Genomic DNA, 16,055 nt, shown 5'->3' on the forward strand with positions numbered 1-16,055 from the left:
TTAATACGCAGGGTTTTGATACTTGGCTTTGTCCGGGTCGGACATTCGGTCAAGCTGACTTTGCGGTATCGGGCGCAGCACATGGTGCGGCTGAATATTGGCCGCATCGACGTTACGCGTCGGCACACGGTCCAGCAGCTTGCCGCGGGCCGCGAGATCGGGCCAGCGCGAGTGCTCGCCGGCTAACTCACGGGTGCGCTCATCGAGTATAAAGTCAATGTTTATATCAGCAGCCGTCACTTCAATGGCCGCATAGCGACTATCGACCTCCCCCGGTGTGAGCTCCGGGCGATATGCGGCGCGACGCTTCAGCACATTGATCAGGTCCGCGGCTTCACCGGGCTGCCCCAGGAGCATGGCCGCTTCTGCAGCCAGCAGGTAGGTCTCTGCAAAGCGGCTTACCGGCAGCGGTCTGCCCGACGCGTCCTGGAAGTTAGCCCGCTGTACACTTTGAAACTTCTTGAGACTCGGGTAGATCAGGTTGGTCCGGTTGGTGTTGGTATAAAATTCGCTTGGGCCAAACACCCGGTAGTTTTTCTTTTGAGCGCCGGCCAACGCTTTCAACGAATCGGCCTCGCGGTCCCTCTTCGTCAGGTAAAAGGCGGTGTCGCCAATCGCTAACCCGATTGCATTCAGTCGATTCACGTAGGTAGCGGGCGGCGTAGCCGATACAGATCGTGCATACCACACCATGCGGAAAGAGTTGTCAAAGCGGCTGTCGTTCTTCTTGTCGGCAAAAGCCGTTTCAAAAAGCCACTTAGTCGGTGCGAACCTGCGCAGGGGACGGCCATACTCCAGCGGGCGGCCATCGATATAGGCCTGCGTGGATGGCGGCGTCGTCGAAGGATCAAAGACAAAGATCGGCCCCTGGTAATTTGAATTAAACATGTTGTTGGTCATATTCGCCTTGTTGGCGAAGTCGGTCGAGGGGTCGATCATTTCGTTCGCGGTATTGTTCTTCGGCAGACGCTCGATGGCGTATATGATCTCTGCGTTGTAGTCATTTCCTTCCCGGAACACATCGGCAAAATCTTCCAGCAATGCCACACCGTAGGTGTCCTTACCGTCGATCAGTTGCATGGCCGTAGTGTATGCGTTCTGAAAGTCCGAAGGTTGTTTGACGGCGGAGTATCCACGGTATAGATATACCTTTGCCAGCAGGTGCAACGCGGCGGCTTTCGACAAGTTGAAGGCTCTTTCGGGACGCTTCGCGGGCAAGTTTTCCACGGCGAAAGTCAGGTCGTCAATCATGGCCTGGTAATTCTTTACCAACAAATCGTCTACCGGCAACCGGTTAAAGGCGGAGGTCGGCACATCGTTGAATTGGAGCTCGCCCGAGCCCAGGTCGAGCGGCACCGCACCGAACTGCGTTACCATCAAATAATAATAGTGCGCACGCAGGTAACGGGCCTCCGCTACCCAGGTGACTCTGTCTGCCTCCCGCACCTCAATGAGCTCTTCCGGCTTCAGGTTAATGATCAGGTTGAGGGTATTGATATGCCAGAAATTGTTGTTCCAGGGCGTAAGCAAGTCGCCTTCGGACGTACTGACGTTATATACATTCAGCGGCGAGCTGATGGCCTGGTCGCCGTTGGTCCATTCGTCGGTACCAAACACGTTGATGTCCAGGGCACCGATAGGCCCATAGTTGAAGCGCATGCCCGCATACCCGGTAACGACAGCCGAACGAAAACCGCCCGAAGTCTTAAAGTAATCTGTCGTAAACGTGGTATAGGGATTTTCCTCCAGGATCTCATTGCACGCCACGGTCGCCAGCAGTGTTACCAACACCAGGCAGCGTGACGAGGGTATAAGTTTATTCAAGAATTTCATAAACCAATATTTTTGTGTTAGAAGGTAATGTTAAGGCCCAACGTAAACGACCTCGTGGGCGGCGAGCTGAGCGCTATCGTCAGCGCGCGGTCAGGAATATTGCCACCGTTTTGTACAAAGCCGGTTCTACCGGTTCCGGTTGCTTCAGGATCGACGCCACCGGCTTTCATATACGGCGAGTATAGCACTACCGGGTTGATCACCGTGGTATAAACGCGAATGGAGCGCGCCCGGATCCGCTCGGCCACCGCCGTCGGAATTTTATACCCGAAGTTGATGCTCCTGATCCGCACAAACGACGCATCGTAGTAGCCCAGGGTTGTCCAGGCGGACGTGGCCTGTGGCGGAGTAATCGTCGCGAGAGGTGCCGGGAAATCATTGGTCGGGTTTTCCGGCGTCCAGTAGTCGACTTTCAGCTGATTGCGACGGCCATCGTTGATCGTCAGGTAGCCTGCCAACGGCTGGTGTATAGCACTGACCAACGTACCGCCGAAGCGCGCATAGGTAACAAACGAGAAGTCAAAACCTTTATAGGAAAAGCGGTTGGTAATACCTCCCTGCCACTTCGCCTGGCCGCTGCCGATGATGGTACGGTCGTATTCCGGATTGATCCTGCCATCGGGTACACCCTCGGGGCCGCTGATATCACGTATCTTGAGCTGACCAGGTACCTGTCCGAACACCTGGGCTTCTGCCTCTTCACCCAACTGCCAGATGCCGGTTTTATCAAAGTCATAGAGCGCGGTGAGCGGCTCACCAATGTGCAGCCCGTTCTCAATGTTGCGTACAAAACCGTCGTCGAGGAAGAGAAGCTTATTCCGGTTCCAGAAGATGTTGAAGTCGGTACTCCATTGGAATCCGCCCGGCGATTCAATGTTAATGGATGAAATAGTGATCTCCATACCACGGTTTTGCATCTTACCGATGTTGGTGGCATAGTCGCTGTTCACACCCGACGTGGCGGGCAGCGTGCGGTTATAAATAATGTTGTGCGTACGCGCGTTATACCAGTCGATCGAACCGGTGATGCGGTCTTCAAACAATCCGAAGTCGACGCCAATGTTGGTGGTCGCCGTAAACTCCCACACGAGCTTCTCGCTGGCGATGCGACTTACATAATAGCCGTTCTGGAGTTTTGTGCCAAAGTTATAGACGATCGGCACATTGTTCGTACCATTACGCCACGTATTGCTCACGCCACCGATCAGGCTGTAGGGATCAACGGCCTGGTTGGACGTATTCCCCCATCCTATCCGCAGCTTCAGGTTTGACACGGGACGGACGTTCTGCATAAAGTCTTCCTTAATGATATTCCACCCACCCGACACCGCCGGGTAGCGATGCCATTTCTCGGAAAGACGGGAAGAGCCGTCGATACGTCCGGTCAGTGTCAACAAGTACTTGTCTTCGAAGCTATAGTTGATCCGTCCCATATAGGACACAATACCCCATTTAGCTTCTTTACCATCCAAACGACGGTTGGCCGTTTCCACCGACGTGCCCAGGTTGTAGTATTCCACAAAGTCACTGGTGATCGAATCCTTGCGCACAAACGTGTTATGCTTTTGTGATTCCTGAACGCTATACAGGCCCGTGAATTTAACGTGGTGCTTCTCCGCGAATGTCTTCTCATACATCAGGACGTTTTCCAGGGTATAGCTCCATTCTTCCGTATTGTCTACGCTGGCATAGTTGCCGGCGTTCGGTGTAAAGTACGTATCCATCCCGCGGAACTGGCTATTTTCCTCCTGCGAGTAATCCAGGCCGACATTCAGGCGATAGGTCAGGCCCGGTATAATTTCGGCCTCGCCGTATAAACTATTGAACGTACGAATACGGCGGATGCGATCGACCCAGTCGTGGTCGTTGCTTTTCAGGTAGAGCGGACTGTAGGTATTGGCCCGGTCGTCGTCGTTACCGGCAGGAGCCTTGACAATCGTACCATCGGCTTCATACGCCGGCATCAGGGGACTGAGCGATAAGATCGGGAACATGGGGCTGATGGACGAGCCATTGCGAATGCTATAGGAGTTCATGGAATTGAAGCCAAACTTAACACGGTCGTTCAGCTGCATGTCTTCTGTGAGCCGCAAGCTCAGGCGCGAAAAATCCTGCGCGGGCAATACACCTTTCTCTTTGAAGTATCCGCCCCCGACCGAATACGTGTTACGGTCACCACCGCCTGAAATGGATAGGTTGTGGTCCGTGATATAACTGTCCTCGTACATCAGGTCCTGCCAGTCGGTAGACCGGCCCAGCTGGATCGATTCAAGTTCCTCGGGCTTATAGCCGCCGAGGTATACAGACCGGTCGCGCAGGTTTTCATACCCCTTGGCGTCATATACCGGGTATTTTTTGGATACGGTGCTAATACCGTAGTAGCTATTGAACGAAAGAATGTTCTCACCCTTCTTTCCCCGTTTGGTTGTTACCAGGATCACGCCGTTAGCGCCGCGCGAGCCATAGATCGCCGTAGCCGATGCATCCTTCAATACCTCAATGGAAGCAATGTCGCCGGTATTAATATCATTGAGGCTTCCCTGGTACGGTATCCCATCGAGTACAATGAGCGGATCGTTGCTGCCGGATACGGAGCGTTCACCGCGAATGCGGATTTGCGCACTCGATCCCGGCGTGCTTCCTATACGCTGCACTTCCACACCCGCGGCACGCCCCTGGAGAGCATTCTGTACGTTGGCTACCGGAACTTCACGCAACGACTCGGAGCTGACAGACGCCAGCGACCCCGTGATGTCGCTTTTCTTTTGTGTGCCGTATCCTACGACCACCACCTCGTCCAACGACTGCACGCTGGCCGCTAACGCCACGTCCACACGTGTGCGGCCGTTGACGGCTACCTCCTGCGTGGCATAGCCGATGAAACTGAATACCAGCACCGCGTCGGTGCCGCTGACGTTCATCGAAAAATTACCATCGGCATCGGTCGTTGTACCCAGCGACGTGTTCTTGACCACGACGTATACACCGGGCATGCCGGCACCGTTCTCATCCCGAACAGTACCCTGCACGGCCGTCTGCGCGTTTGCCGCGGAAGCGAGCAACAAAAGGCTCATCCATAGGAAGGCCCCCGGAAAGCCCCGCCCCATGCCTGAACCTGGGAAATTGGGTAGAAATAGAGTTCTCATAGGTTGTTTATTTAAGTGGATTAGTATTGGTCGGTTCGGGGGCTTTCCCGGGTATCGGGGAATGCGCTAATCGAAGATGAGTGTTTTTAACAATTCTTGCAACCGATTGCATAAATTTATCTTACTAATTCACTATTTTAGGTCATTAGAACGTCATAAATCGATAGAAATGAATGATACCGATTTATTGAAATGCCTTTAAAATGGCCCATTTTGTATATTTTATGAGCACTATTTCCACCGACTTCGCAAACGACACCAATCACCGGTCTTCTCTCTTCCCGGCGGTTGGCCAGATTCTCGTACTCCTCCTGTGTCTGATGATCCCGCAGCGGTTGCAGGCGGATGATGGCTATGAGCTTTGGTTGAAGTATACCCGCATAGCCGATCCAACGGTGGCCGCCACCTATCGCCGTCAACTTCAGGGCTGGCGGGTGGTATCGGAAGGCGCCACCGCCGAGGTGGTACGAACAGAGCTTCGGCGTGCATTGCCGGGTTTGTTTGGGAAGGCTATACCGGAAGCAGCCGGGGGCGTAAATCATCAGCTCGTCATTGGCACTTCGCAGTCGCCGTTGCTCGCGTCGTTGCATAATAAAGTGGCCGGGCTGGCGGCGGATGGCTTTGTTATTACACACACGCGTATTCAAGGGAAGGAATCGATCGCAATTGTATCGGCCACGGAAACGGGCATGCTCTATGGCGTTTTTCATTTCTTACGCCTGTTACAGACCGGGCAGCCGTTAGCAGAAGTCAGCAGTGCGCCCAAAACAAAAGTCCGTATTCTGAATCATTGGGATAATCTCGACCGCACGGTAGAACGTGGATACGCCGGCTTCTCCCTGTGGGATTGGCACAAGCTTCCGGATTATCTCGACCCACGTTATACGGACTATGCGCGGGCGAACGCTTCTATCGGTATCAACGGCGCGGTGCTGACCAATGTCAACGCCAATGCGCTGGTGCTTACACCGATGTATCTGGAAAAGGTCAGGGCACTGGCCGATGTATTCCGTCCCTATGGTATTAAGGTGTACCTCACGGCCCGTTTCAGCGCCCCCATAGAGCTTGGAAACTTACCGACGGCCGACCCCTTGAATAAAGAAGTACGGACCTGGTGGCAAGACAAGATTCGCGAGATTTATACCTATATACCCGACTTTGGCGGCTTTACAGTGAAAGCCAACTCCGAAGGACAACCGGGCCCACAGAATTACGGACGCACGCACGCCGACGGCGCCAACATGCTGGCAGAAGCATTACAGCCTTACCACGGCATAGTAATGTGGCGTGCCTTTGTGTACGACCACCAGGTACCCGAGGATCGCACACGCCAGGCATATAATGAGTTCAAGCCCCTGGACGGCAAGTTTCTGCCGAACGTGATGGTGCAGGTAAAGAACGGGCCCCTGGACTTCCAGCCGCGAGAACCGTTCCACCCGCTCTTTGGCGCGATGCCGTCCACGGCCCTCCTACCCGAATTTCAGCTCACACAAGAATACCTGGGCTTCGCGACCCATCTCTTTTACCAAGCGCCCCTTTTTAAAGAATGCCTGGATGCCGACACCTACGCGCGCGGCAAAGGCAGCCCGGTATCGAACGTGATAGACGGTACGTTGGATCAACATACGCTGACCGGCATGGCCGGTGTAGCCAATATTGGCAATGACCGAAATTGGTGCGGCCATCCCCTTGCGCAGGCAAACTGGTACGCATTCGGCCGCCTGGCGTGGGACCATCAACTCTCGCCATCGACCGTTGCCGACGAGTGGATCCGCATGACGTTGCACCAGGACGCTGCCGTCGTACAAACCATCCGCGCCATGTTGCTGGCCACCCGTGAAACTACCGTACGTTACATGACGCCGCTGGGGCTGCACCACATCATGGGCTGGAACCATCACTATGGGCCGGCGCCGTGGATCAAAGACAAAGAACGCGCAGACTGGACTTCGGTTTATTACCACCGTGCCGATGCGCAAGGCATTGGCTTCGACCGATCCTCGCGCGGCAGCAATGCCCTGGGACAATACCACCCGCCTGTGCAGGCGCTGTACAATGATCTGCAACAGTGTCCGGAGTCCTACTTGCTGTGGTTCCACCATGTGCCCTGGAACCATACCATGCGCTCGGGCCGTACGTTGTGGAACGAGCTTTGTTATACATACCAGCAAGGCGTCGATTCGGTAGCCTCGATGCAAACGCAGTGGAAGACGCTGCACGGCAAAGTGGATGGTGCTCTTCACACCCAGGTCACATCGTTGCTCGCCATTCAATACCAGGAAGCAACCTGGTGGCGGGATGCATGCCTGCTTTATTTTCAACAGTTTTCAAAGCAGCCCCTGCCGACGGGAGTGCCCAAGCCGGCAAGGACGCTGGAAGATTATCAACGCCTGGAGTTTCCGTATGCTCCGGGCATTCGCCCGAAGTGGTAAGGCTCAGTCGAGATACGGTGAAATGGTTTGAATGGTGCCATCGGCATTATACTTCAGCTCGGTCATCTTGATATTCCGAAGGTGTGTTTTACCGCCCGACAAGGTACTGTCGTGATAAAACAAATACCACTTGCCTTTGAATGCGATAATGGAGTGATGATTCGTCCAACCCAGTACGGGCTTTAAGATCACGCCGCGGTATACAAAAGGGCCGTACGGGCTGTCGCCGGTGGCATAACAAATCAGGTGCGTGTCGCCGGTAGAATACGACAGGTAATACTTGCCGTTGTATTTGTGCATCCAGGCGGCTTCAAAGAAGCGGCGGTTGTTATCGCCGTTCAACAGCTCTTTCCCGGCGGTGTCAACGATCTTTAGTTCGCGTACGGGTTCAGCAAACTCCGTCATGGTATTTGTAAGTTTTGCCATGCGGGGACCTATAGCAGGCTCCTGATCTTGCGGCAACACGCCGGCGCTGTCGTATTGCCCCGTGCGCCACCGTTGTAGCTGGCCACCCCAGATGCCGCCAAAGTACATATAGGAGGTGCCATCGTCGTCTGTAAAAACACACGGGTCAATGCTATAGCTGCCTTTTATAGGTTCAGGCAATGCCCGGAAGGGCCCCGCCGGCGACTTGCTCGTCGCGACACCGATGTAAAAAACACCTTGTTTGTCTTTGGCCGGAAAGTATAAGTAGTATGTACCGTTGCGTACGGCGGCATCGGGTGCCCACAGCTGCTTTCCGGTCCAGGGCACTTGTTTGATATCAAGCGCGACACCGTGGTCCCGGATCTTTTTGCCGGGTGCTTCCAGGGAGTATACATGATAGTCGCGCATGTCGAAGTGGTCGCCGTTGTCGTTTTCCGGCACGCCGGCGTCGATGTCGTGCGAAGGATAAATGTAGATCTTACCATCAAACACATGCGCCGACGGGTCGGCCGAGTAGAGATCCGTGACCAGTGGTGGTGAAAGGGGTTTCGTGGGAACTTGCGCGAATATCGTCACGCCGGAAAGCATACAAACACAATAGAGAATCAGTCTTCTTTTCATAGTTCATCGGTCAGCCCGAAAGCCTGGGTTTGGTTGATTGTTACTAAAACTAGTAATTTTTGCAACCGATTGCAATATAATAGCACGGCAAGATGGAATTTTAGTTAATTTTAACCGCCAAATCGCGTGTAAGCGATTGTAAAATATGGACGGAAAGAAGGAAGTCACGATCTACGATATTGCAGAAAAGCTTGATCTGTCGCCTGCTACCGTTAGCCGTGGATTAAAAGATCATCCTGCCATCAGGAAGGAAACACGCAAGCGCATCAAGGATACGGCGCAATTGATGGGGTATCAGAACAATCTGTTTGCCAGCAACCTTCGCTCAAAAAAGACCAATACCATCGGCATCATCATTCCGCGCATCAACAGCTACTTCATGTCGACGGTGATCTCGGGCATCGAGCACGTGGTCAATGCCCAGGGCTACAGCCTGATCATTAGCCAATCGCAGGAGACCTTTGAAAAAGAGATCAAAAACGCAATGACGATGTATAACAGCCGCGTGGATGGCCTGCTGGTGTCGCTTAGTTATACCACCGAAAACATCCAGCACTTTGAAGCCCTGTTGCGCAAAAAGATACCGGTGATCTTTTTTGACCGCGTCTTTGATGATCCCACGTGCACGAATGTTGTCATCGACAACACGAAGGCGGGATACGACGCTACGCTGCACTTGCTGGAGCAAGGGCGCCGGCGCGTTGTACACCTGTGCGGCCACCTGAACCGCAATACCTACGCGGACCGGCTGAAGGGTTACCGCATGGCATTACTGGAGAAGGGCATCGCATATGACGAAACGCTTGTCATCGTTAACCCGCTGAACGAACAGGGCGGCATCGAGGCCGCGCAACGGATCTTACAACTCGATCCGCGTCCTGATGGTATCTTCGCCGCCAACGATTCATCGGCGGTAGCGTGTATGCAGGAGCTTAAAGCCGCCGGTATCCGCATTCCGGAAGACATCGCCGTAGTAGGCTTTAACAACGACCCCATCGCCCGCGTAATCGAGCCTAATCTGACCACGATCCATTATCCCGGGTATGAGATGGGGCAGATTGCCGCGACAACCCTGATCAACACGATTCATAACAGCCGCACCTCACCGATCAATACGCTGGTGCTAAAACACGAGTTGTTAGTGCGCGAGTCGTCACGCGCAACGTGATACACCTTTTACCGGCAGACCAGCCTATAGGATGGGCTGTAGACTTTTTTGTGTACATTCTCAAAAAAAATCTTTAATTAGGTTTTCTTAACCCCATCGTCCCATGCCTAAGAGTACTGTCTGGTCTTTGTCGTTTCTCATCCTTACCATCGTTTCCTGCCAGCCAAAACAATCCGATCCACAAGACGGTCTTGCCAGCTTTACCGAAGCAGGCTACGCCCAGCACGTAAAGACCCTTGCCTCTGACGATTTCCAGGGCCGCAGACCTTTTACCGCAGGAGAAAAAAAAACATTGACCTACCTGGTGAACGAGTTTAAACACCTGGGACTGGAAGCCGGCAATGACACCAGCTTCCTGCAGGAAGTACCCATGGTGGAAATTACCACCACGGCCGACTCGGTCATGAACCTCACCGGGCCGAAAAGTAAAACAACACTATCCGGATTTAAGGACTATGTACTCTGGACACAACGCACGGACTCGATTATCTCCTGGCGCGATGCCGAGCTGGTGTTCGCCGGCTTTGGTGTGGTTGCCCCGGAGTATAACTGGAACGACTACCAGGGCCTGGATGTCAAAGGCAAGGTCGTTATTGTATTGGTAAACGACCCCGGCTTCGGCGGCAACGATACGACGTTCTTTAAGGGCAATACCATGACATATTACGGGCGTTGGACCTATAAATACGAAGAGGCGGCACGCCAGGGTGCCCGGGGCTGTCTGATCGTACACAACACCGTGCCCGCAGCCTATCCGTTTGGCGTGGTGCAGAACAGCTGGAACTCCCCGCATCTCTATCTGGACCAACGCGGACACGAGTCCTATGTCTGCGAAGGGGTGGGTTGGATCTCCTTCCCGGCGGCGGAAAAACTATTTCAGCTGGCCGGTCTTAATCTCAACGAGCTCCAGACACGGGCGCGCAAACCCGGCTTTACAGCCGTGGATTTAAAAGTAAAGGCTTCAACAACCTTGCACGTAAAGACACGCTTTGATAAATCCTACAACGTCATTGCCAAACTAACAGGAAGTGAAAAGCCGAACGAGTATGTTGTCTATAACGCTCACTGGGATCACTTAGGTATCGGCAAACCCAACGCTGCAGGCGACAGCATCTACAACGGTGCATACGACAATGCCAGCGGCACGGCCGCCCTACTGGAAATTGCAAAGGCCTTTAAGAGCCTGCATGAAAGACCCCGCCGCACGGTAGTATTCCTGGCTGTTACGGCCGAAGAGCAAGGTTTGTGGGGATCGGCCTATTATGCTGCACACCCGGTATATCCTGCCGCGAATACCGTTGCCAATATCAACATGGATGGGATCAACCCCTACGGTAAAGTGGAGGACGTTATCGTCATCGGCAAAGGCCAATCCGAGCTGGAAGATTACCTCGCGGCGGAGGCCGCCAAACAAGGCCGTTATGTCGTACCGGACAGCGAACCGGAAAAAGGTTATTATTTCCGTTCCGACCACTTCAACTTCGCGAAGGTCGGCATCCCGGCACTTTATATCGGCCCTGGCAACGACCATGCAGAAAAAGAGAAGGACTATGGCTTGCAGCTAAAAAGCGATTATACCAAATTATACTATCACCAACCTACCGACGAATACGACAGCGTACGCATGAACGCTGCCGGTGCCCTCGATGACATTAAACTTTTATTCCAGGTTGGAAAACGTTTAGCGGCAGAAGATGCGTGGCCGGCATGGAAAGAAGGATCGGAGTTTAAGGCCGTGCGCAACAAACACTGACAGCATGCATCGTCTGGTCTTCCAGGCCGGACGATGTGGATCATCGAATCACGTTGAATTAAAAAAATCCTAAAAAGTGCCGCATGGTGCCAGTCAGCGCCATGCTCACCACACCCTGGGTCTTGACCTTACCCAGGCATGTTCCACCCCTTATAGTAGTAGAACATCCGTGGTTCATGTGTGGAACATCTATGGAGGAACCCTGTGGCAGACTCGAAGGAAGGTCGTCTTTGAAGACCTTTTTAAAGCCACAGTTTCGATTCTCCACGACCATCCTTTCCATACCGTCGTCGCCATAAAGTAACGAAAATCATTTCTTTTCAACCTGTCATATCTGATACAACCGGTGGTTAACATGTGATCCGGAAGATGATACCAACGTGATCGGGACACACCTACACTTCTGTTCGGGGATTTTTCCGGTGCTTTGCTACGCAGCTTGGCATTCCTGCTGAAAAGGAATACATTCATATCTCTATTAAGAAGCCCACCCACAGCCACTCCTATTGGCTGTGGTGGGCTTTTTTGTTTTGTAAAATATTCTAAAAACCCGCTTATGAATACTACACTCTTTAAATTATACATGATCCCCGTCATCCTAGTGGTGGTCATGTCGTGCAAGCCACGCAGTGATCTAAACGTGCACTGGAATGAGGATAAAAGCCTCCTTTCCATTCATGCTCAAAAACAAAAGTTGTCGGCTGTACTCGATGAAATTCAATCAAAAACTTCCTTTACCGTTTTTGTACCCGGAGGCGATCCGGATTCTCTCGTCACCGCATCGTTCGAAAACCAACCCCTGAACGCAGGGCTTGACGTACTCATCGGCAAACACCGCGGTTATACGTTCGATACGAAGGAAAAAGAATTTTCGTTAGTCGGTAAAGAAGGGGTAAAAGTCGGAAGAAAGAAACCCGATAAAACGGCCACGGAACGAAAAAGTAAACCAGACACAGCGGAAGTCTTCGTTGCAAAGGACCGGGAAAAGTTAAAAGGCAAAATAGATACATTGCTGGCGGAGAAACCTATCGGCCGAATCACAAAAGCAGCGCCCGAAAAAGTCGAAGTGCCGGAAAAGAAATCGAAGACGGAATCCCGAAGTCCGCTCGAGCCGCAACAAGGTCAATTCTATAAACTGCGTTTACGTTTCGCCGATGACGCCATCACCATTGTAAAAGTGATCAGTGTAAAAGGAGCGCTACGTCAAAATGAAGCGACCAATCGCGATTACCTGGTCGCCTTCGAGTCGGGTAATACGTTGTTGTCAATCGCTACGTTTGACGATCCGTTGATTCTACACAGTTACGATCCTAATCCCGACGCCGAGCATAAAGAGCTCAAAGCAAAACGCGCGACGGTGGACGTTGTTCTGCCCGACACCTTTACCGAACGTGAAAAAAACAGCATCGTTGTATCGGTCTATCAAATCACAAAGCCCCTCCCGGAGAAGATTACTCCCGATACCTGGAGTAAGGTCAAGCCCGCGCTCACGCAACGGGCAACTTTCCGACTCGCCGAAATTATCAAGAAACAATAAATCCACGTAGCTATGAAATTTTATCTGCTCGTGCTGTTGAACTTCATCAGCATCCATTTCGTCATGGCCCAACGTACCACCCTTCTACGGTCGGGCACTGCAGGCGCAAAGTTTGACCTGGTCATTATTGGCGACGGCTTTCAAGCCGGCGCAGATCAGACCACTTTCAATAATTACGTTACCAATACCATCGTGCGACAGGCTTTTGCCGAAGGGCCTATGTGGGAAAGCCTGAATGCCTTCAATATTTATCGCCTCAACCTCGAATCGCAGCAATCCGGTGTGACCCGGGTCAATGCGGAAGGTGAGGTTACCGTCGAACGGAATACAGCACTCGACTACCGGTATAGTGGTGTATGGGACCGCTGCTGGATGGAGCCCAGCGAAAACTCCGACGATCTGATCAGTGACGTGTTGGATGAGAATGTACCGGGGTGGGACTTTGTTGTGCTGGTGTTAAATGAAGCCAGTGGCGGCGGATGCCGACGCGGGAACCGCCTCGATGTCACCCTGGGCAGCCCCTGGTCGACCGTCGCACATGAGCTGGGCCATATGGTCGGCAATCTTGCTGATGAGTATTGCCGTGCGGGCTGCTTTTCGGGTACCGATGGACAGGTCAACGTAACCACTACGAATACGCGCAACACCTTAAAATGGAAGGACTATGTCAATCCGAAAACACCTGTCCCGACATCACTCCGCCAAGACACCGACCCGGAAGGCGCCTGCATCAATTACAACCAGGGTACAAAGCCTGCAGGCTGGTCGGGCTCGGATGATGCGGGGCTTTTCGAAGGCGCCAAATATGCCGACGCGTGTGTCTTCCGGCCGGCCGAGAGCTGCCGTATGCGTTCCAACTCTCCGCCTTATTGTCCGGTGTGTTACAACGGTATGAAAACACGCATGGATACCTATCATGACTATACCTTCAACGAAAGTTATGTGGGCGACTTCGACGGCGACGGAAAGGAAGAAGTAGTCATTCACAACGACAACAGCCTGGCACTTTATAAAAGTCTCGGAACTGAAATAGAACCCTCCTGGGTTGCGACGGGTTCCATACCGGTGTGGGACGACTTTAAAAAAGGCGACAGGTTCTTTGTCGGCGACTTCAACGGTGATGGGAAAGACGATCTGTATGTGTTCAATTATGGCGATTGGTTATATCCCTACCTGGGCATGCTTCGATCGACCGGCAATGGCTTTGAATGTATTAAATTATTCGAGTTGAAGCTTCCCGGGTGGGACGATATGAAACCCAATGATACTTTCTTTGTCGGGGACTTCGACGGCGACAAAAAAGAAGATTTGTATGTCTTCAACGGCAAGGATTGGTCGATGGGGTATCTGGAAATGTTGCGCAGCACGGGTACCACGCTCGCGCACGTCAGACGCTACGATCGCGATCTGCCGGGTTGGGGCGCCATGCTGGAACACGACCAGTTCTACGTTGGCGACCTGGACGCCGACAACAAGGACGACCTCTATGTCTTTAACGGCCCGGACTGGTCCATGCCGTACCTGGAAATGCTTCGGTCCACCGGCTCACAGCTATCGTACAGAAAACGGTTTGATGGAACGCTGCCGGGCTGGGGCGATATGCGAAAAGGAGATAAATTTTATGTCGGTGATATTAATGCGGACAACAGATCCGATGTATATGTCTTTAACGGCGTCGACTGGTCTATGGAATATTTGCTGATGCTTCGCAGCTCCGGCTCCAACCTGCACTATGTACGACGTTATGACGGCGATGTGCCCGGGTGGGATGGGCTGGCCGAGCACGACCAGTTCTATATCGGCGACGCCAACGGCGACAACAAAGACGACTTGTTCGTATTCAACACCAACGACTGGTCTACCGAATATTTGGGAATATTACATTCCTCCGGAACGGCCTTGAACGGCAGGTGGCAGGACAATTGGATCGGCAGCTGGAACATGGGGAGCGTTGATAAATTACTCATTGGCAATTTCAACGGTGGTTCTCATTGGGACGATGTTTTTATTCGAAACAACAACTGGTTCGGACTGCTGCGATCGTACCAGTCATACCTGGTGATGACGGCCATCCATCGGGATTGGATTCACCGGCATAAGTATCATCGGTTGGGGTGGTGGTGATAACGGTGGCCTTTTACTATTTATGGGTTACTTGCGCGGTGAATCGTATCGCTTTGCGGCGGTAGACCTATAACCTCAAGAGGGTATTTTCTGAGTTTTCCGGGGCACGCGGTTGGTTTTTATTCCATGCAGGTTCATCATTGCATCCTCAATTATGCAAAACACCCGTAAAAAAACAAGTCATGAAATCTAAACTCCTACTCGTCGCATTATTTATTCTCGGCTCAGTATCCACGCTGCTGGCACACGCCCTCTGGATCGAGACCGATCCGAAGGCCAGCGTTGGAAAAGCCCACGCGGTCAAACTATTTTATGGCGAATATGCGGCCAAAGAATTTGAGAATACCGACAAGTGGTATTCCGATGTGAGCTCGTTTACCCTCTGGCTGATCGGCCCTGACGGTAAGAAGGAGCAGCTTACCTACACCGCGGCCGGCAATCACTTTCAGGCTTCGTTTACACCTGCCCGCGAAGGAACCTATACCCTGGCTGTAGGGCATAGCGCCAAAGAGGTTAATCGCAAATATGTATACCAATTCAACGCCAGCGCGTTGGTACAAGCAGGAAAGTCAGAAGTTGTGCCGGCACCGGCTACCAGCGAGCTTTACCTGCAACCGGTAAAAGACGCCAAGGGGAAGTCGGGCATTGTCAAAGCTTTTTACAAAGGTCAACCTGCTGCCGAAATAGAGATTACTGTATCGGGCCCCACGGGTTGGAGCAAAACGTTTAAGACCGACAAAAACGGCATGCTGCAATTCGAGCTGCTGTGGAAAGGTGTATATGGCATAGAAGGTTTCTATACAACCGATGAAACCGGTACACAGGGTGAAGCAGCCTACGAGCACATTTGGCGAAGCGCCACCCTGCTGGTGAGCTATTAAAAAGAAGCGCTTTTGCCGGGTAAACCGGGAAAGACCGTTATAATAAAAAAAGCGAAAAACTAAAACTTGAAGGGCGGGGTGGGCGCCAGATTTTACTGTGTCTTATAAACATCTACGGGCCCCCGAGCCGTGGA

9 protein-coding genes are annotated in these 16,055 nt (G+C 52.6%); 6 read left to right on the plus strand and 3 right to left on the minus strand.

What is annotated here, in order from left to right; translation table 11 throughout:
• The gene (locus KK062_RS27880) at positions 1-1,833 is read right to left on the minus strand and encodes a RagB/SusD family nutrient uptake outer membrane protein (protein ID WP_254087674.1); all 1,833 of its coding nucleotides are present in this window, start codon (positions 1,831-1,833) and stop codon (positions 1-3) included.
• 17 nt (positions 1,834-1,850) lie between these two features.
• Positions 1,851-4,979 (minus strand): SusC/RagA family TonB-linked outer membrane protein, encoded by a 3,129-nt coding sequence (locus KK062_RS27885; protein ID WP_254087675.1) that lies wholly within the window; start codon positions 4,977-4,979, stop codon positions 1,851-1,853.
• Positions 4,980-5,203: 224 nt separating this feature from the next.
• Here KK062_RS27885 and KK062_RS27890 point away from each other — a divergent pair, with 224 nt between their 5' ends.
• Complete coding sequence (locus KK062_RS27890; protein ID WP_254087676.1) at positions 5,204-7,411, plus strand: alpha-glucuronidase family glycosyl hydrolase; 2,208 nt, start codon at positions 5,204-5,206, stop codon at positions 7,409-7,411.
• Between the two features lie 3 nt (positions 7,412-7,414).
• Here the strand turns inward: KK062_RS27890 and KK062_RS27895 are convergent, their stop codons facing one another.
• Positions 7,415-8,425, minus strand: a complete 1,011-nt coding sequence (locus tag KK062_RS27895) for a glycoside hydrolase family 43 protein (protein WP_254087682.1) — start codon at positions 8,423-8,425, stop codon at positions 7,415-7,417.
• 178 nt (positions 8,426-8,603) lie between these two features.
• Between KK062_RS27895 and KK062_RS27900 the strand changes: the two genes are divergently transcribed.
• From KK062_RS27900 to KK062_RS27920, 5 genes are all read left to right on the plus strand, one after another.
• Entirely contained in the window at positions 8,604-9,626 is a 1,023-nt protein-coding gene (locus KK062_RS27900; RefSeq protein ID WP_254087677.1) for a LacI family DNA-binding transcriptional regulator, read from the plus strand.
• A gap of 103 nt (positions 9,627-9,729) precedes the next feature.
• Positions 9,730-11,379 (plus strand): M28 family metallopeptidase, encoded by a 1,650-nt coding sequence (locus KK062_RS27905; RefSeq protein ID WP_254087678.1) that lies wholly within the window; start codon positions 9,730-9,732, stop codon positions 11,377-11,379.
• 556 nt (positions 11,380-11,935) lie between these two features.
• Positions 11,936-12,916, plus strand: a complete 981-nt coding sequence (locus KK062_RS27910) for a hypothetical protein (RefSeq protein ID WP_254087679.1) — start codon at positions 11,936-11,938, stop codon at positions 12,914-12,916.
• A 12-nt stretch (positions 12,917-12,928) separates the two neighbouring features.
• Entirely contained in the window at positions 12,929-15,040 is a 2,112-nt protein-coding gene (locus KK062_RS27915; RefSeq protein ID WP_254087680.1) for a M64 family metallopeptidase, read from the plus strand.
• A gap of 182 nt (positions 15,041-15,222) precedes the next feature.
• Complete coding sequence (locus KK062_RS27920) at positions 15,223-15,921, plus strand: DUF4198 domain-containing protein (RefSeq protein ID WP_254087681.1); 699 nt, start codon at positions 15,223-15,225, stop codon at positions 15,919-15,921.
• Positions 15,922-16,055 lie beyond the last annotated feature (134 nt).

The organism is Dawidia cretensis (genome assembly GCF_018598175.1).
GTDB classification, from domain to species: Bacteria; Bacteroidota; Bacteroidia; order Cytophagales; family Cyclobacteriaceae; genus Ohtaekwangia; species Ohtaekwangia cretensis.